Source organism: Klebsiella sp. RHBSTW-00215, assembly GCF_014103785.1.
GTDB lineage: Bacteria > Pseudomonadota > Gammaproteobacteria > Enterobacterales > Enterobacteriaceae > Klebsiella.
This window is the reverse complement of the sequence record NZ_JABXQS010000001.1, coordinates 352,027-369,351: the sequence shown is the minus strand read 5'-3', so window position 1 is coordinate 369,351 and position 17,325 is coordinate 352,027. Positions and strand designations below refer to the sequence as shown.

Here is a 17,325-nt window from a genome sequence, read left to right as displayed (position 1 = left end):
AGTCCGGTGCTGGTTTCTACATACTGTGGCGTGAGAGCTCGCTCACGCCTTATATCGAACGCTATCTTAACTGCTCGTAGAACAGCAGGGCGGCTATTGCCACCATAATCATACCGGAAGCAATACTGACTTTTTGTGCCATCTGGGGCCGGGTCGCCAATAGCGTTTTTGCGCCGTAGCCGACCAGTAAATAGACCAGCGTGCAGGTCACCAGATGAATGCCGCCAAGGGTCGACATTTGCTGTGCTACCGACCAGCTTCCTTTAGGATCGGTAAACTGCGGCAGCAGGGCCAGAAACAGGAGGAAAACCTTTGGGTTCAGCCCGCTGATGCAGAGCCCCTTAACTGCCCAGCGATTCCAGGTGCCCATTGTCTGTTCTTCGGCATTTGGCGTTGGCGGGTGGCGCAGAATAGCGATGCCCAGCCACATCAGGTAGCCCGCACCCAGCAGGGTAATCGTCGATAGCGCCAGCGGATGGCTGGCAATCAAGACCCCGATACCCGCAACCACGACAAGCGTTGCCAACAGGTGACCGGACATGAGTCCAGCGACCGCCGGTATCACGCGACGTCCGTTAATCCCCGCGCTGATAGCATAGGCCCAATCGGCACCGGGGGTGATGATCAGTAGAAAAGAGACCAGCCAGAAACTGGCGATAAAGCTCATCTCCATGGACAGCCCACCTCTGCGCGGTAATGGCGATTTCCCATTGTCGTTTCCCTCATCAATTATGGCTATTTGAGGGAAAGAATATCGGCTTTATTGCGCAATGAGCTTTCAATGTTATGCTCTTAAACGTTCTTTTAAGAGAGAATCTTCCAAATGGATAGTATCGATCGAAAAATTCTTGCTGAGCTTCAGGCCGACGGGCGGCTATCGATAACTGAGCTTGCCGAACGAGTGAATTTAAGCCTCTCCCCATGTCATCGACGGCTGCGCGCGCTGGAACAAGAAGGGGTGATCACCGGCTATCGGGTGAATCTTGATCCCGCCAAAATGGGTTTCAATTTTTTGGCGATTGTCTTCGCGACGTTAAAAGAGGGCGATAAGAAAGCAGTGAGCGCTTTCGAAGAGGCGGTGGAAGAGATCCCGCAAATCGTATTGGCTCAGCGCCTGTTCGGTGACCCGGATTATCTGATGCACGTGGTCACACGCGATCTCCCGGCGTTCCAGAAACTTTATGATGACAAGCTTTCCGCGATGCCCGGCGTGCAGCACTTACGCTCGACGCTGGTGATGAAGACGGTCGTGCAGGATCGCCCGTTTCCGCTGGGTAATGGTTAATCAGGCCGTTAGCCCGTATAGATGCTGTAGTCCGGCTAAGTGCAGCGCGAGCCGGGAGAAAAGCGGAAGTTGCGTTGGCATAGCTTTCCCGGGGGCGGCGCTCGACGCGCCTTGCCCGGGCTACGGGGGCACCGTCGTCTGCGAGCCGGTAGCCCGGACAGATGCGCAGCATCGCCTCCGGGAAAATAACGGCGACAGGTTCTATTAACTCTTTTCCAACAGGCGCATAAAGACCGCCAGCGCCTCATCCAGTTGCTGGCGCTCTGCAACAGAGAGGCCATCCAACAGCTGATGCTCATTCTCCACGTGGCTTTCCACCGCTTTATCGATCAACGTTCTCCCTTCGGGCGTAAGCGCGACCAGCAGACTGCGCGCATCCTCCGGGTTTGGCTGGCGGCTGATAAAACCCCGTTTTTCCAGCGCCTTAAGGCGGTGCGTCATGGTGCCGGAAGTGATCATCAACGTTGAAAACAGTTGCGTTGGCGACAGCACAAATGGCTCTCCTGCTCGCCGCAGGGTCGCGAGCATATCAAACTCCCAACGCACCAGGTCGTGACGAATAAAGGCCGCTTCAACACGCGGCTCCAGCAGCATCGCGCAGCGTTTCAGCCGGCCGATTGGCCCCATTGGGCTGCAATCGAGATCGGGGCGTTCCCGTTGCCACTGTTCAAGAATGCGATCCACGGCGTCGGTCTGTGGTGATTTGTCCATTAATGCCCACCTGTCTTGATATCAAGATAATTATCGATACATACTTACACCACAATTTACCTTGATGTGAAGATAAAATCATGGCCTTTGTTTCGCGTAATCTCGTTGTTGATTTGCTGCTGACCGCGCTGGCCCCCGCCATCTGGGGCAGCACTTATATTGTGACCTCGCAGTTTCTACCGCCGGACAGGCCGTTTATCGCCGCGCTGCTGCGGGTTCTGCCTGCCGGGATCGCTCTGCTTCTCTGGAGCCGCCGCTTTCCGCTGCGCAGCGAATGGTGGAAGCTGATCATCACCGGGATCCTCAACATCGGTGCGTTCCAGGCCTTGCTATTCATTGCCGCTTATCGTTTACCCGGTGGGCTGGCGGCGGTGATTGGCGCTATTCAGCCGCTACTGGTGATGCTATTGGCCTGGTGCGTCGATCGCCAACGATCGCCCTGGGTGGCGGTGTTGTCGGCCTGCGCTGGGATCGTGGGGATGGCGATGTTGCTGCTGTCGCCGCAAACGGCGCTCGATCCGCTGGGGATCGCGGCTGCGTTCCTCGGGGCGATCAGTATGGCGCTGGGGACCTGGCTGTCGCGGCGCTGGGCGATCTCTTTGCCCGTTATTGCGCTGACCGGCTGGCAGCTGCTGATCGGCGGCATTGTTCTGGCACCGATTGCGTTGCTGGTCGATCCGCCGCTGCATCAGGTGACGCTGACTCAGGCTGCGGGTTATTTGTGGCTGTGTCTTGCCGGGGCAATGCTGGCGTATGGCCTGTGGTTTCGCGGAATCGGTCGTCTTTCTCCGGTGGCGGTATCGGCGATGAGTTTGCTGAGTCCGGTAACGGCGGTGATATTGGGCTGGATTTTCCTCGGACAGAAAATAGAGGGAATGGCGCTGGTGGGGTTGGTGATTGTGTTGTTAAGCGTGTTGTCGATTCAACGGGCGTTATCGAATAAGAGAACGGTTGTTGGTCGGTAACCTGCCTGTCCGGGCTACCGTCCTGCAGACGGCTGGGCACCCGTAGCCCGGTCAGCGCAGCGCCACCGGGAGCTTTTCCAGATCGACAAAAACAAAAAAGCCCCATCAGGGGCTCGACATTGCTCTGTGCTTATTATGTGGCGGGAGCCAGACTTAGCCGCCTTCAGGCGACCTGTCCGGCAGCTCCCTCTGCAACCATTTGGTTATTTAGACAGCTCAGCGGTCATATGAACCTGGTTACCAGTATAAGCTTCGGTAATGTGGTAGGACGCGCCCTGGTCTTTAGCGATGGTCGCGATTTTAGCTTCTGCGTTATCCAGCGTATCTGAAGTCACGCTAACCGGCTGAGCGAAGCTAGCGAAAGAGACCAGAGACAGCATACCGGCAGCGGCAAGTAATTTTACGTTTTTCATGGTGTTTATCCTTTTAACTTTTATGGTGGAAAGCGTTGTTGCTTTCGATGGATGTATAATAAGTCTGCTAACTATAACGTGCGTTGCAAAAAGTGCGATTTAGATCACACTTTCATGACCATAAGATGACAGTGTAATGCGCTATTTTGTTTTTATTCTAAATAAAAACAACGTGATAAATAATTTTCATGCATTTTATTCAGTGAGTGAAAATTTGCGTTAACGGCGAGGTTTTTCTCGATTTAGGTTATTGATTATTGTTTTTGTGAATGCATTGGCTGTTTTTTGCGCGCAACAGGGAGCCATACTTCGCCCGCCGACGAAGCATTAACCTCTGGTGCAAGCTACAGTGCGGTTCACACTGATCAAGCGAGGATGACACCATGATCGCAGTACTCTTTGAAGCCGAAGTCACGCCTGCAAAGCAGGAACGCTACTTAGCGCTGGCGGCTGAACTGAAGCCTCTGCTTTGCACCATCGACGGCTTCATCGCTATTGAACGTTTTCAAAGCCTGACGACGACGGGGAAAATTCTGTCGCTCTCCTGGTGGCGGGATGAAGAAGCGGTGCTGGCCTGGAAACGCAACCTTTGCCATCAGGCTGCGCAGAAAGAGGGGCGGGAGAATATCTTCTCTGGCTATCAGATTCGGGTGGCTCAGGTGCTGCGCGAGTACCGCTCAGAGAATCCCGATCTTCTATAATAGAGTTGTGGTTTACCGTTGGGGAAACCAGATGAGGCGATATGTTAAAACCGGTTGAGATAATTGAAGACGATGAGTCGCTCGCTATTGCCATGGCGGCACTGGCCTCGGCGATGGCGGATGCTTCGCGGCTGAAAATGCTCTGTGCCTTAATGGATGGTCGGGCGTGGACGGCGACCGAACTCTCCAGCGTTGCTGACATTTCCCCCTCAACCGCCAGCGCCCATCTTAGCCGTCTGGTCAGTAGCCGCTTGTTGGTATGCCTTGCTCAGGGTCGCCACCGCTACTATCGCCTCGCCGGGAGCGATGTCGCCGGACTGCTGGAGAATATGATGACTATGGCTGGCAAGCAGGCCGTGATGTTGTCCACCCGCACGCCGGTCAGTTTACGTGTCGCACGCACTTGTTACGATCATCTGGCCGGGGAGGTGGCGGTATCGCTGTATGATTTTCTCCTGCGCGAAGATTGGATAACGCCTGATGGAACTGCCTTGACGTCCATTGGGGAAGCACACTTTGCACGCCTGGGGATTGTGGTGACGTTGGGATCGCGGCGCAAAGCATGCTGCGGCTGTCTGGACTGGAGCGAACGGCGCTTTCACCTCGGCGGTGCGGCTGGGGCGGCGCTGCTACTGCATGGTCAGCAAAAAGGATGGTTTACCACCACGGCAGGATTTCGCGAAGTGACGATAACACCAGAAGGATGGCGTGCCTTGCACCTGCATTTTCAACTGGTGGGAAGCCCGTAGCGGCAGATTTATTAAGATTGTTCTCGATGTAGATAAATAGCTTTTTATGACAAGATAAATAGCTATTTTGTTAATTCCATATCGCTTTCTCCCCTTCAATGTAAATAACAATGACTTTGTTTTTTACTATCAATTTTCGTTCATTAATAGTTGCAATCTATCTGTTACATTGATTAACACCTCATGAACAAATGTATATTTATCAGCGAAAAATAGCATTCTTTGACGCCGACAGCATCGACGAATTCTTTTATAGAATCCGTTTCTGACGCCTTAAATATTGCGGCTTCCGGTCAGTCGAAGTTTCTATTAACAGTTGCACAAGTGAGCATCGCATATCGCTTCTGACTTTTGTGCGAATTAACTGTTTGCTCATTGATACTTAATTCACTCTGACAAGGAAATGGCAATGAAAAAGGTTCTTCTCTCTGCTGCAATGGCGACTGCGTTTTTTGGTATGGCTGCGGCAAATGCTGCTGATACCAATGTAGGCGGCGGTCAGGTTAATTTCTTCGGTAAAGTTACCGACGTCTCTTGTACTGTTTCCGTAAACGGCCAGGGCAGCGATGCTAACGTTTATCTGTCTCCGGTGACTTTAACGGAAGTTAAAGCAGCTACCGCAGATACCTACCTGAAACCAAAATCGTTCACCATCGACGTTTCTAACTGCCAGGCTGCTGACGATACCAAACTGGATGACGTGAGCAAACTGGGCGTGAACTGGACTGGTGGTAACCTGCTGGCTGGTGCAACCAGCAAACAACAGGGCTACCTGGCGAATACCGAAGCGGCTGGCGCGCAGAATATTCAGCTGGTTCTGTCTACCGACAACGCTACCGCGCTGACCAATAAAATCATTCCGGGTGACAGCACTCAGCCTACTGCAACTGGCGATGCTGCAGCCGTAGCGGATGGCGCACGTTTCACTTACTACGTTGGTTACGCCACCAGTACTCCGGATACCGTCACTACCGGCGTGGTTAACAGCTATGCGACTTACGAAATTACCTACCAGTAATATCGACTGAAAAATAAAACCGCCCCGCGCCGGGGCGGTATAAAACAATAATAAAGCGGCCACTGCTGCCGCTTATTTTTTATTCTGAGGTCAGCATGAAGCGTATTGCCCTTTTTTTCTGTTTCATTTTTAGTTTTGCGGCCCATGCCAATAATATTATTGTTAACGGCACCCGCTTTATTTATCCAGGAAATGAAAAAGAAATAACGGTGCAGCTCTCCAACACCGCCGACCGTCCGGCGCTGGCGCAAGCCTGGCTGGATAACGGTAATGCCGACGCAACACCGGATACTATTACGACGCCATTTATTATCACCCCACCTATTTCCCGCGTTGACGCGAAAAGCGGCCAGACCCTGCGTATTAAGCTCGGCAGCAACGCGGGACTCGCTAAAGATAAAGAAACGCTGTGGTGGCTAAACCTTCTGGAAATACCGCCGGTCGAGGCGAGCCAGAAAAATGAAGGGCAAAATATTCTGCAACTGGCGATTCGTTCGCGCTTTAAATTTATTTATCGTCCCAACGGATTAGGCAACCGCGACGCGGCAGCAGAGAAATTAGTTCTTTCCGCAAATGGCAACAATTTATCCGTCAGTAATCCGACGCCTTTTTATGTCACCGTAAGCCGTATTTCCCGCGACGGCGGCAAAGCGCTAAACAGCAAAACGGTGATGTTTGCCCCGCAGTCTAGCCAGACCATCGCCCTCTCTTCCGCGGTGAACAGAGGCGAGACCCTGACCGTTAACAACATTAATGACTATGGCGCAGATGTCGCAGTGAAAGTTGCCGTCAAATAAGGGAAACGATCATGAAGCAGAGGTCAATCTGCCCGGGAAGATTAAGCACGGCCATTGCGGTTGCGCTGTGCTGCTTTCCGCCATTTTCCAGCGGAGAGGAAAACCCGGGAACGGTCTATCAGTTTAACGATGGTTTTATCGTCGGCAGCCGCGAAAAGGTCGATCTGTCGCGCTTCTCGACCAGCGCCATCTCCGAGGGCGTCTATTCACTGGACGTGTACACCAACGGCGAGTGGAAAGGTCGCTACGACCTGAAAGTCACCGCGGGTAAAGACGGCAAAATGGGCGTCTGTTACACCAAAGCGATGCTGATGCAATACGGTATCTCGCCGGAGAAGTTCAACCCGCAACTGAGCGAAAAAGAGGGCTTCTGCGGCCGTCTGCAAGAGTGGCGTAACGAAGAAAACGTCAAAGATAGCCTGATTCAGTCCTCCCTGAGACTGGATATTTCCGTACCACAAATTTACGAAGATCAGCGCCTTAAAAACTTTGTCAGCCCGGAGTTCTGGGATAAAGGCGTTGCGGCGCTGAATTTAGGCTGGATGGCCAACGCCTGGAACAGCCACAGCTCATCGGCAAACAGCTCGGATAACAACAGCGCGTATCTTGGCGTCAACGCGGGTTTTTCCTGGGATGGTTGGCTGCTTAAGCACATTGGTAACCTGAACTGGCAGCAGCAGCAGGGGAAAGCACACTGGAACAGCAACCAGACCTACCTGCAAAGGCCGATTCCACAGATTAACTCGATTGTCAGCGGCGGGCAGATTTTCACCAACGGCGAGTTCTTCGACACCATCGGCCTGCGTGGGGTAAACCTGGCGACCGATGACAATATGTTCCCGGACGGCATGCGCTCCTACGCGCCAGAAATCCGCGGCGTGGCGCAAAGTAACGCCCTGGTGACGGTACGCCAGGGCAGCAATATTATCTATCAGACCACCGTGCCGCCGGGGCCGTTTACCCTGCAGGATGTTTATCCCTCTGGTTACGGTAGCGACCTGGAAGTTTCGGTTAAAGAGGCCGATGGTTCGGTCGAGGTGTTTAGCGTGCCTTACGCTTCGGTAGCGCAATTGCTGCGTCCTGGGATGACCCGTTATGCGCTCTCCGCCGGTAAGGTCGATGATAGTTCGCTGCGCAATAAACCGATGCTCTACCAGGGAACCTGGCAGCACGGTTTAAATAACCTGTTTACCGGCTATACCGGCGTGACCGGCTTTGATGACTATCAGGCGTTCCTGCTGGGCACCGGGATGAACACCGGCATCGGCGCGCTGTCGTTCGACGTTACTCATTCACGCCTGAAGAGCGACACCCTCGACGAGCAGGGGCAAAGCTATCGCGCCACTTTTAACCGCATGTTTACCGAGACTCAAACCAGCATCGTGCTGGCGGCTTATCGCTACTCCACCAAAGGCTATTACAACCTGAACGACGCGCTGTATGCGGTCGATCAGGAAAAGAACCGTAACAGCAATTACACCGTGTGGCGGCAGAAAAACGGTATGACCTTCACGGTTAACCAGAACCTGCCGGATGGCTGGGGCGGTTTTTATCTGAGCGGCCGGGTAGCGGATTACTGGAACCGTTCCGGAACCGAGAAGCAGTACCAGTTTAGTTACAACAACATGTACGGTCGTCTCTCGTGGTCGGTCAGCGCGCAGCGCGTCTATACCCCGGATAGCTCCGGCCATCGTCGCGACGATCGTGTTTCGCTCAACTTTAGCTATCCGTTATGGTTTGGTGAGAATCGCACCGCCAACCTGACGTCAAATACCTCGTTTAATAATTCGCGCTTCGCCAGCTCGCAGATTGGCGTCAACGGTTCGCTGGATAGCGAAAACAACCTCAACTACGGCGTGTCGACAACCACGGCGACCGGCGGTCAGCACGATGTGGCGCTGAACGGCAGCTATCGTACCCCGTGGACCACGTTGAACGGCAGCTATAGCCAGGGCGAGGGTTATCGCCAGAGCGGTCTGGGCGCTAGCGGGACGCTGATTGCTCACCAACATGGCGTGGTGTTCTCACCGGAAAGCGGCACCACCATGGCGCTGATCGAAGCGAAGGATGCCGCTGGCGCGATGTTGCCGGGTTCGCCGGGGACCCGCATTGACAGCAACGGCTACGCCATTCTGCCGTATCTGCGACCTTACCGGATTAACTCCGTTGAAATTGACCCGAAAGGCAGCAACGACGATGTCGCCTTTGACCGTACCGTGGCGCAGGTGGTGCCGTGGGAAGGCAGCGTGGTCAAGGTCTCTTTCGATACCACGGTGCAAAACAACATTACGTTGCAGGTGCGTCAGGCGAATGGTCAGCCTCTACCGTTCGGCGCCACGATATTTGACGCTACCGGGAAGGAAATCGGCGTGGTAGGACAGGGCAGCATGATGTTTATCAGCGACGCCAGCGCACCGAAGGCCACGGTTAAGTGGAGCGGCGGACAATGTTCGGTGGATTTGAGTCAGGAAAAAACAAAGGAAACGCTATGTCGCTAAGTAAAAAACTGACGCTTTTTATTGGCTTAATGGCACTGGGGACGACATCGGCATGGGCATCCTGTTCGCGCCTTTCGCAACCGACGGTGAGCCTGGATATGGTCGTCGGGCGAGTCGTTGTTCCACCGGATTTACCGGTGGGGTCAGTTATCGTTTCCCGCGACTGGACGATGTCGGCGCCGGGTGGGGCAAGCTATAGCTGTACCACCGGCAATAACCGCTTTGTGGCAAAAATCGTTGCCACCGGGGCGACCGATCTGGGGAATAAAATCTATTCCACCAACGTGCCGGGCATTGGCCTGCGTTTTAGCCGCGGCGGCGCGACGGTGAATATTATCTACCCTGATGTCTTCTCCAACTACGCCAGCAGGACCACCAGTTATTCACTGGAAGGCTCTCGCTTTACCCTTGAAGTGATTAAAACCGCCGCCGTCACCGGCAGCGGTACTCTGGCGGCGGGTAAATATACCTCTTACGACTGGGAGAGCGGCAACAACCCAATCCTGGAAACGCGCCTCAGCGCCAACGCCATCACCGTGGTTTCGCCCTCGTGTACCATTCTGAGCGGCAAAAACATGAACGTTGATGTCGGCACCATCAAGCGCAGCGATCTCAATGGCGTGGGTACTACCGCCGGGGGCAAAGATTTTAATATTGAGCTGCAGTGCAGCGGTGGCTTAAGCGAGTCGGGATACGCCAATATCCAGACTTCTTTCTCCGGCACGTTGGCGACGGGGACGGCCTTGACTCGCGGGGCATTGCTGAACGAAAAAGCAGGAACCTCGCTGGCGAAAGGCATTGGTATTCAGGTTTTGAGAGAAGGCACGCCGCTGGAATTTAACAAAAAATACAGCATCGGGAGCTTGCGCACGCAGGAAACCCGCTATATCACCCTGCCTCTCCATGCGCGGTTCTATCAATATGGGCCGACCACCAGTACCGGTGAGGTGGAGTCGCACATGATCTTTAACCTGACGTACGATTAATTCGGGAGGCGGGAATGAGTGATTCAGCACAGTATAAAAATAGCAAAAGACTCATCCAACTGACTCTGATGGGCGGGGCGCTTGTGGCCTCTTCGGCGTGGGGATTTGAGACGAATTATGAACAAGGGCGGGTAGATTTTGCCGGTCGGGTGACCGATATCTCCTGTAGCGTGGCGCTCAACGGCGGCAACAATGCGGGCAGCGGTAGCGTCTGGCTGGCGCCGGTCAGCCTGGCAGAAGTACACGATCGCGGGGCGGGGGCATTTATGAAGCCGCAGCCCTTTACCCTGGAGTTATCGAACTGCCAGTTACGCCATGATGGCGGCTCGGCAGATGAAAATGAAATCCGCATGGTGAACGTGCGCTGGATTGACGGATTTATGGTCAATTCCGTCAGCAATGAAAATGCCGGTTATCTGGCTAATACGCGGGCGGATGGGGCCAGTCATATTTTTCTGGCGCTGGCGACCAACGATAATAATACGCTGGATAAGAGCAATAAAATTGTCCCGGCCGATCCACAGCAAAACCGGGTGCCGCTGGTGGAGAAAGCAGTCAATGGCGGCGTGTTTACGTATTACATCGGCTACGTGACGCCCGCACCCGAAAAAGCGACCAGTGGTTTGCTAACCAGTTGGGCGACCTGGGAGCTGGTTTATAATTAATTCTGCAAGTAAAAGTCGGACTGGTTTTCTCCCTCTCCCTGTGGGAGAGGGCCGGGGTGAGGGAAATACGTCTGTGCATTTTTTATAGCGTAATATCTTCTTTAACCAGTTGCTCAATGCTGACCTCTTTCCAGTAATGTCCCTGAATAGCAAACCATTCCATCCCTTGTAGCCACTTTTTATGAGCCTCAGTTTCGACACCTTCAATAATGACATTATGGTGATTACGCGAAAGAAAGGTCACCAGCGCATCCATTAAAGGCCGACCAGAATCTTTTTGCATTAAATGCCAAAAAAAGTTTTTATCAATTTTGACATAATCAAAATGATAACCGCGGATAGCGTTAATGCCGGCATAGCCAGAGCCGAAGTCATCAAGCCATAGCGAGGTGCTTTGTGGATCGCTCCAGGAGGCGAGGGCATTATTCAACAGTTTGTTGGAGTTTTCCGTGACTTCGAAATGAACGCAGCCGAGTTGTTCGACGATTTCTTTAATCTCCGGTCTTAGTAAAACGTTGAGAATATGATCATCGACATTAATTGTGGCTGAAATACCATTTTTGAGAAACCACTGCTTATGTTTTTCGATTAGTGCCAGTTGCTCCATAAATATGCTTTCTCGTAATCCCGAGTTGGCATAGCGAAAGAAATTTTCAGGAGAAATAGGTATATGATCAAAACGGCTCAGACACTCAACGGCGACAAGCACGCCTTGTGGGGAGAACATTTTCTGAAAGACATAACGAACTGCTATATCGCTACGTGATAAATTATGGTCGGAAAACAGAGTTGCGTTCATTATCTCTCGTTAGAAATCAGGTCAGAGGTAAAGAGAGGATCAGATTATTATAGGTGACCTTTCTACCGATGGGAATGATTATTAAAGGCTGATTGCCAATGAATTATCGGATTTTGATTGGTCACCTGCATATTTTGTTCTCAACAATGATACATGTTGACTATTCTGGCATGCATTATCCGTGAGCTATTCATTCCGAGTTTTTTCATAATGTGAACCTTATGGCTATGCACCGTTTTATGGTCAATATTGAGAAGTACGGCGATTCTTTTATTGTTGTTGCAGGCAATAATTAACTCCAGAACCTGAAGTTCCCTGGCTGTCAGCTTTCGCTGAGTGCATAAACCCTGGCTGTCGCTGGCAGTTACAGGACGATTGATGATGGCTGAGAAATCCGATAAGGAGGATTTTTCCGTCAAAATCAATAAGTTTTCCAGGTCAATAAGCTCACGACATAAGCTGGCGAGTTCGTTTTTTACAATCAGAACCCGCATTGCGCAGTGTGCGAGGTGCACGCGTAGCGTGTTGAGTAATGCGACCGTCGTGGCCACAGAGATATCCTTATGGATGAGGTTAACAATAACAGTCCCCGCCAGAGGGAGATGGGCACCCGTAACAATATCCTGGAGGCTTAGGGGGGTGACATATTTCTCATTATCAACCAGGTAATCCTGGATTGATCGCCCGATAATATTGTCATCGGTGTAAAGTAATATACTTTCCAATGTCTTTAGACTCTCTTTTTTCTCTTGGCTTCCATAATCAAGTCGAGCAGCATTTTCTCTATTCTCTTCTTGTTATCAAGATGGCGAAATGTAAATTGGCAAGAAATCTGGTAGTAGCTTTCCCGCTCCTCGTTATCATCTAAAGTCACCATAACGACATTCTTTATAACCAAATCTACGGTAATCTCACCATATTCGGCGAGTGCCAGAATGGCGTTCTTGAGAACGGCATTGTGGCTGAGGAATTTCAGATTGGGGTTTTTAGTCATTAATGCGCAACCGCCGTCTGAAATGTCTTTGATCTCGAAAAGATAGTTTTCGCCATTCTTATGTCGGCCATGGCAGAAAAACTCATGTTCGTGGCGAAGACGGAACCGGGGATCGCGGCGGCGTTGCACCACCTGGATACATTCGGGTAAGGTAAATGCGACCTTATTGCATTTTCCCTCGCTATACGCATAATTTTTCTTTAACACCGCGCTGAATTCGATTTTTCCTGAATCACTATGCAAAATAAATTTAACTTTATGCCCTGGAGGGATTTTGCTGGTGGTTGAGATATGGAATTCGGCAAAATCCACGCGCGTTAGCTGAGTAATAGTGCTTTTGTTATTAACAAATACTTCTATCTCTGCTTGCTTTCGGAGTTCTTCCCTGAAAATAGCAATAATTTCATACTTACTGGTCTTTATCGTTCCCTCTATCATGTGAAATCCTTGTGAAAGTTATTGTGTCTGGTTGATTTTTTTATATGGCAATACAAACATTCTGATTGTGTTAATCAGATGTTTTTATGAGCATTTGATGTTATTAGCTATCTTTATCGCTAAATTGATTTGTATAAACTTTGAATGAGATGTTGTTTTTCCTGTAATCAAGAGTTCGAAAAATTTGATGAGACAAAAACGACAGAAGCCTCCAATAAGGAGGCTTGTCAAAAAAGTATGAAACTATGCTGTATATAGGGTTATCCGTCAGAGAATAACGCTAATTTGTAGGATGTATAGTGCCTGTGGCTTTAAGGTAATTCCAGGCAAATATTAAGGAGCAGGCATCGGCAAATTTTCATTTGCCGATGCCTGAAAATCAGGATTGCGGTTGGAGGTTATCCAGAGTGGCCAGGGCATCGGCCGGCAGGATTAATTCAGCAGCGGCAAGGTTTTCCCGCAGATGTTGTAGCGAAGAGGTACCGGGGATGAGCAGGATATTTGGTGAGCGTTGTAGCAGCCAGGCCAGTGCAACCTGCATTGGCGTGGCGTCCAGAGCGGCGGCGACGTCATTAAGCTCTTGCGCCTGCAGCGGTGTGAAACCGCCGAGCGGGAAGAACGGCACCCAGGCGATATTCTGCGCTGCAAGCGCATCGATAAGCGGGTCATCCTGACGATTCGCGACATTATATTGGTTCTGCACGCAGACGATGGGCATGAGTTTTTGGGCATCCGCCACCTGTTTGGCGGTGACGTTACTTAGCCCGATATGGCGAATTAACCCGCGCTCTTTAAGCTCCAGCAGCGTGGTTAATGGCCCTTCCAGCGAACCTTCAACCGGGCCATGAGCGCTGAGCATACTGCGCAGATTCACCACCTCCAGAACGTCAAGGCCCAGATTGCGCAGGTTATCTTCCACCGCCTGGGTCAGTTCTGCGGGGGACATCGCAGGCAACCAATTGCCTTTTTCATCACGGCGAGCGCTGACTTTGGTGACGATGCATAGCTCGTCAGAATAGGGATGTAGCGCTTTGCGAATCAGTTGATTAGTGACATGCGGGCCGTAAAAATCGGAGGTATCGATGTGATTAACCCCCGAGGCGATGGCTTCTTGCAGCACGCGGATAGCCGTCTCAGGATCTTTTGGCGGACCAAAGACGCCCGGTCCTGCAAGCTGCATTGCCCCATATCCCAGGCGATAAACCTGACGATCGCCTAAGGTGCCGGTTCCGGATAATTTTACGCTGGACATAGAAACTCCCCCTGATGGTGTGCAGGCTCTAAGTGTATGCCCGTCAGGAGGATTGGGGAGATAAGAATATTGGCAGAAAGTGCGGCGAAAGAGAGCCTTCGCCGCACGGAGGATCAACTGAAGAACATCACCGAAACGCACAGCAAACCGATGACCAGGGTAATAAAGTTACCCACTGAGCGGTAAGGCTTTAGCGCTGGAATAAGATAGGTCGACAGGGTCGGCATGATAAACAGAATCATCGCAATGAGCGGACCGCTGATGGCATAAATCATCGAGATAGCGTTGGGATTGATAAAGCAGACGACAAAGGTCAGCGTCGAAACCAGCAGGATCGACATCGCCCGATTAAACGCGCGGCTTTTACGAATGCCAATCTGGCCGAGCGACGTCTTGACGATTTCACTGGCCCCTTCAATCACCCCAAAATAAGTGCCGAGGAACGACTTCGACATTGCCACTACCGCCACGATAATCCCGGTGACCGCCAGCCATGCCGGGGAGCCCGGCATCATCGATAACGCGGAGAGAATGGTCACCCCTTCGTTACGAGCGGTCTCAATATAGGTTGTCGGTATCGATAGCAGGCAGCTAAAAACGAAAAACAGTACGCTGGCGCAGATGAGGGTGTAGGCCACCTTCATGATTTTTTTGCATTTACCCATGGCCTGCTCGCCATATTTCTCCTGCTGGTCGATAGCAAAAGTCGAAATAATTGGCGTATGGCTAAAAGCGAAAACCATCACGGGAATGGAGATCCAGATTTGGTGGAACGTGTGCGAGGTCAGTTGCATTTGACTGGTCAGATACTCCGGCTGCCAGCTGCCAATCAGATAGATGGAGAGGAACAGGAAGCAGGCGATCAGCGGGAACACTAAAAAACCCATCACTTTGATTGTGATATGGCGGCCCATCAAAAAGATCAGATTGAGCACCAGCACCACGCTCAGGCTGAGCAGCGCACGCACGCCTGGCGTAATGGGCACATGCCTGGCTAACTGCTCGGCCAGCGAGTTAGTGATGGCGACGGCATAGATCAGGATGACCACGAAAAAGGCGAGGAAATAGAGCCCGGTAATCAGGTTACCGATCTTTTTTCCGTAATAGTGATTAACGGCCCCGGTAATGCCAGCGCCTGGCGCGATTTTGGCGGAGAGAATGAACTGGCTCAGTGCTTTATGCGGCCAGTAAGTTAGCGGCCAGGCGACCAGTGCGGTGATGAACAGAACGATAGCGCCAGCGGATCCCAGTTGGATCGGCAAGAATAACGTGCCAGCGCCTACAGCAGTGCCATATAAGGCAAAACTCCAAAGAGTTTCTTCTTTAGACCAAATTTTAGACATTATGCGACTTTATCAACCAGAAAACGAACAAAAAGGAGTGCAATTTATCACATTTATGATTCGTCTGCGGTGATAGTTTCTGGTGGATAAATGAAGCGGCGGATCGTCGGTTAAGGTACGGCGATCCGCCAAAAGGTTAGCTACGGGCGATAATGCGTTGCTGGCGATGCTTGAAGACGCGCTCGCGCAGCGTATCCCAGGCCCAGTTAAACGCCATGGTGTAGGGCAGGAAGAACAGCATAAAGCCGATTTCCAGCATAAATGCCTGCAACAGCGAGACGCCGAGCACCAGCGCGACGAGAGTTACGCCGATGATGATAAAACCCGACTCAAAGCCGATAGCGTGTAGTGCACGGACGCGCAGGTTACGCACCACGCGCGACACCGGCCACAGGCGGTCGAAAATGGCGTTATAGATGATGTTCCAGATCATCGCGACGGTCGCCAGCAGAATACTCAGTCCGCCCATCTCAACGACCGAACGCTGCATCAGCCATGCGGCAGTAGGGGCGAGAATCAGGGTCGCGAGACCTTCAAAGCTGATCGCGTGGATGACGCGTTCCGTCAGCGTTTTACGCTGTACGTTATGTTGTTGCATGGCTTGTTACCTCTGGCCTTAATAAGAATTTACCCGGCATTTTATGGAAAAATATGATAAACAAAAGATAGTATCCATCGATAAAGTAGATAGTTCATGCGCTATTCTCCCGAAGCCTTAACCGCTTTTGTCGAAACCGTCGCCTGCGGTTCGTTTTCTGCGGCGGCGCGGCGGCTGCGGAAAAGTCAGTCCACCATCAGCACGGCGATTGCCAACCTGGAAGCCGATCTTGGCGTGACGCTCTTCGATCGCAGCTCCCGGCAACCGACGCTCACGCCGCAGGGCGAACAGGTGCTGAGCTATGTCAAAGCCATTCTGGCGGCCAGCGACAGGCTTGATGAGCTGGCGATTTCGCTCTCCGGTAAAACGGAGGCACGGCTGACTTTTGTGCTTTCCGATACGCTGCATCCCGATGTGCTTGAAGATCTGCTGGCGCAGTTTGACCGCCGTTTTCCACATACCGAATTTGAGTGCCTGATTGGTGAAGATGAGGATGTTGTCGACCTGCTGCAAAAAGAGCGGGCGCAGGTGGGACTGATTGAGGCCAGGGATAGCTATCCGACGGAGATCGGCAGTATTCGCCTGCCGATGCGAACCGAGATGGCTATTTATGTCGCTCCCGATCACGCGCTGGCGGCCCGGGGCAGAGTGAACTGGGATGAACTGCATAGCTGGCGGGAGCTGCGCTTAAGTACCTATCTGGAAAGTACTCCGGAACCGGCGCGGGGGCAGGTCTGGTCGGCCCCGAACTATCTGCTGCTGTTCAGCATGGCAGTGCAGGGGCTGGGATGGTGCATTTTGCCCTGTGCGCTGGTGGAGGAGTTTGCCGGCAGCGGCACCCTGGTGACGCTGGACATTGCCGGCTGGCCGCGAGCGATTTCTATTGATTTACTGTGGAACAAGAAAGCGCCGCCGGGAGAAGCGGGAAGCTGGCTGCGTCAGCATCTGCAGGGGCACGGGCGCGAATAGAAAGCCTCCTTCGTAATTGCCCGGTGGCGGATTAACGTATTGTCGGTTGGTCAGGAGGCCGGGCTGGGTTTTCGTAGGTCAGGTAAGGCGCTAGCCGCCACCTGACAGAAAAGCGGGCACGATGCGTAAAACAGGTTTGTCAGC

Annotated in this window: 19 protein-coding genes; 10 read left to right on the top strand and 9 right to left on the bottom strand. The window is 52.2% G+C overall.

Annotated features, from left to right (window positions below; translation table 11 throughout):
- Positions 1-61 precede the first annotated feature (61 nt).
- Positions 62-673: a LysE family translocator gene (locus tag HV127_RS01790; protein ID WP_182234766.1), complete on the bottom strand. Its 612-nt coding sequence runs from the start codon at positions 671-673 to the stop codon at positions 62-64.
- 150 nt (positions 674-823) lie between these two features.
- Here HV127_RS01790 and HV127_RS01785 point away from each other — a divergent pair, with 150 nt between their 5' ends.
- The gene (locus tag HV127_RS01785; RefSeq protein ID WP_142466879.1) at positions 824-1,285 is read left to right on the top strand and encodes an Lrp/AsnC family transcriptional regulator; all 462 of its coding nucleotides are present in this window, start codon (positions 824-826) and stop codon (positions 1,283-1,285) included.
- Positions 1,286-1,489: 204 nt separating this feature from the next.
- Here HV127_RS01785 and HV127_RS01780 read toward each other — a convergent pair whose 3' ends face one another.
- Positions 1,490-1,996: a MarR family transcriptional regulator gene (locus HV127_RS01780; RefSeq protein WP_182234764.1), complete on the bottom strand. Its 507-nt coding sequence runs from the start codon at positions 1,994-1,996 to the stop codon at positions 1,490-1,492.
- Between the two features lie 80 nt (positions 1,997-2,076).
- Between HV127_RS01780 and HV127_RS01775 the strand changes: the two genes are divergently transcribed.
- A complete protein-coding gene (locus HV127_RS01775) occupies positions 2,077-2,961 on the top strand; it encodes an EamA family transporter (RefSeq protein ID WP_182234762.1) in 885 nt (294 codons plus the stop codon).
- 203 nt (positions 2,962-3,164) lie between these two features.
- Here the strand turns inward: HV127_RS01775 and HV127_RS01770 are convergent, their stop codons facing one another.
- Entirely contained in the window at positions 3,165-3,374 is a 210-nt protein-coding gene (locus tag HV127_RS01770) for a YdgH/BhsA/McbA-like domain containing protein (protein ID WP_181484981.1), read from the bottom strand.
- Positions 3,375-3,757: 383 nt separating this feature from the next.
- Here HV127_RS01770 and HV127_RS01765 point away from each other — a divergent pair, with 383 nt between their 5' ends.
- From HV127_RS01765 to HV127_RS01735, 7 genes are all read left to right on the top strand, one after another.
- A complete protein-coding gene (locus HV127_RS01765) occupies positions 3,758-4,075 on the top strand; it encodes an antibiotic biosynthesis monooxygenase (RefSeq protein WP_182234760.1) in 318 nt (105 codons plus the stop codon).
- A 41-nt stretch (positions 4,076-4,116) separates the two neighbouring features.
- Positions 4,117-4,824 carry a winged helix-turn-helix domain-containing protein gene (locus HV127_RS01760; protein ID WP_182234758.1) on the top strand — a complete coding sequence of 236 codons (708 nt, stop codon included), beginning with the start codon at positions 4,117-4,119 and terminating at the stop codon, positions 4,822-4,824.
- A 409-nt stretch (positions 4,825-5,233) separates the two neighbouring features.
- Positions 5,234-5,842, top strand: coding sequence for a type 3 fimbria major subunit MrkA (gene mrkA / locus HV127_RS01755; RefSeq protein WP_112217405.1), 609 nt, complete (start codon positions 5,234-5,236; stop codon positions 5,840-5,842).
- Positions 5,843-5,937: 95 nt separating this feature from the next.
- Positions 5,938-6,639, top strand: a complete 702-nt coding sequence (locus tag HV127_RS01750; RefSeq protein WP_112217404.1) for a molecular chaperone — start codon at positions 5,938-5,940, stop codon at positions 6,637-6,639.
- 11 nt (positions 6,640-6,650) lie between these two features.
- Complete coding sequence (locus HV127_RS01745; RefSeq protein WP_182234756.1) at positions 6,651-9,137, top strand: fimbria/pilus outer membrane usher protein; 2,487 nt, start codon at positions 6,651-6,653, stop codon at positions 9,135-9,137.
- Positions 9,128-10,123 carry a fimbrial protein gene (locus HV127_RS01740; protein WP_182234754.1) on the top strand — a complete coding sequence of 332 codons (996 nt, stop codon included), beginning with the start codon at positions 9,128-9,130 and terminating at the stop codon, positions 10,121-10,123. Before HV127_RS01745 ends, HV127_RS01740 begins: the two co-directional genes overlap by 10 nt.
- A 14-nt stretch (positions 10,124-10,137) precedes the next feature.
- Positions 10,138-10,788, top strand: coding sequence for a type 1 fimbrial protein (locus tag HV127_RS01735; protein ID WP_182234752.1), 651 nt, complete (start codon positions 10,138-10,140; stop codon positions 10,786-10,788).
- 82 nt (positions 10,789-10,870) lie between these two features.
- Here the strand turns inward: HV127_RS01735 and HV127_RS01730 are convergent, their stop codons facing one another.
- The 6 genes from HV127_RS01730 to HV127_RS01705 all read right to left on the bottom strand — a co-directional run bounded on the left by HV127_RS01730 (position 10,871) and on the right by HV127_RS01705 (position 16,212).
- Positions 10,871-11,587, bottom strand: a complete 717-nt coding sequence (locus HV127_RS01730) for an EAL domain-containing protein (protein ID WP_181484988.1) — start codon at positions 11,585-11,587, stop codon at positions 10,871-10,873.
- Positions 11,588-11,727: 140 nt separating this feature from the next.
- On the bottom strand, positions 11,728-12,312 hold the full coding sequence (locus tag HV127_RS01725) for a helix-turn-helix transcriptional regulator (RefSeq protein WP_182234750.1): 585 nt from the start codon (positions 12,310-12,312) through the stop codon (positions 11,728-11,730).
- Between the two features lie 5 nt (positions 12,313-12,317).
- Complete coding sequence (locus HV127_RS01720) at positions 12,318-13,019, bottom strand: PilZ domain-containing protein (protein WP_112213990.1); 702 nt, start codon at positions 13,017-13,019, stop codon at positions 12,318-12,320.
- Positions 13,020-13,398: 379 nt separating this feature from the next.
- The gene (locus tag HV127_RS01715; RefSeq protein WP_182234747.1) at positions 13,399-14,271 is read right to left on the bottom strand and encodes an aldo/keto reductase family oxidoreductase; all 873 of its coding nucleotides are present in this window, start codon (positions 14,269-14,271) and stop codon (positions 13,399-13,401) included.
- 113 nt (positions 14,272-14,384) lie between these two features.
- Positions 14,385-15,614, bottom strand: coding sequence for an amino acid permease (locus tag HV127_RS01710; RefSeq protein ID WP_182234745.1), 1,230 nt, complete (start codon positions 15,612-15,614; stop codon positions 14,385-14,387).
- A gap of 136 nt (positions 15,615-15,750) precedes the next feature.
- Positions 15,751-16,212: a multidrug/biocide efflux PACE transporter gene (locus HV127_RS01705; protein ID WP_182234743.1), complete on the bottom strand. Its 462-nt coding sequence runs from the start codon at positions 16,210-16,212 to the stop codon at positions 15,751-15,753.
- Between the two features lie 96 nt (positions 16,213-16,308).
- Here HV127_RS01705 and HV127_RS01700 point away from each other — a divergent pair, with 96 nt between their 5' ends.
- Complete coding sequence (locus tag HV127_RS01700; RefSeq protein WP_182234741.1) at positions 16,309-17,181, top strand: LysR family transcriptional regulator; 873 nt, start codon at positions 16,309-16,311, stop codon at positions 17,179-17,181.
- Positions 17,182-17,325 lie beyond the last annotated feature (144 nt).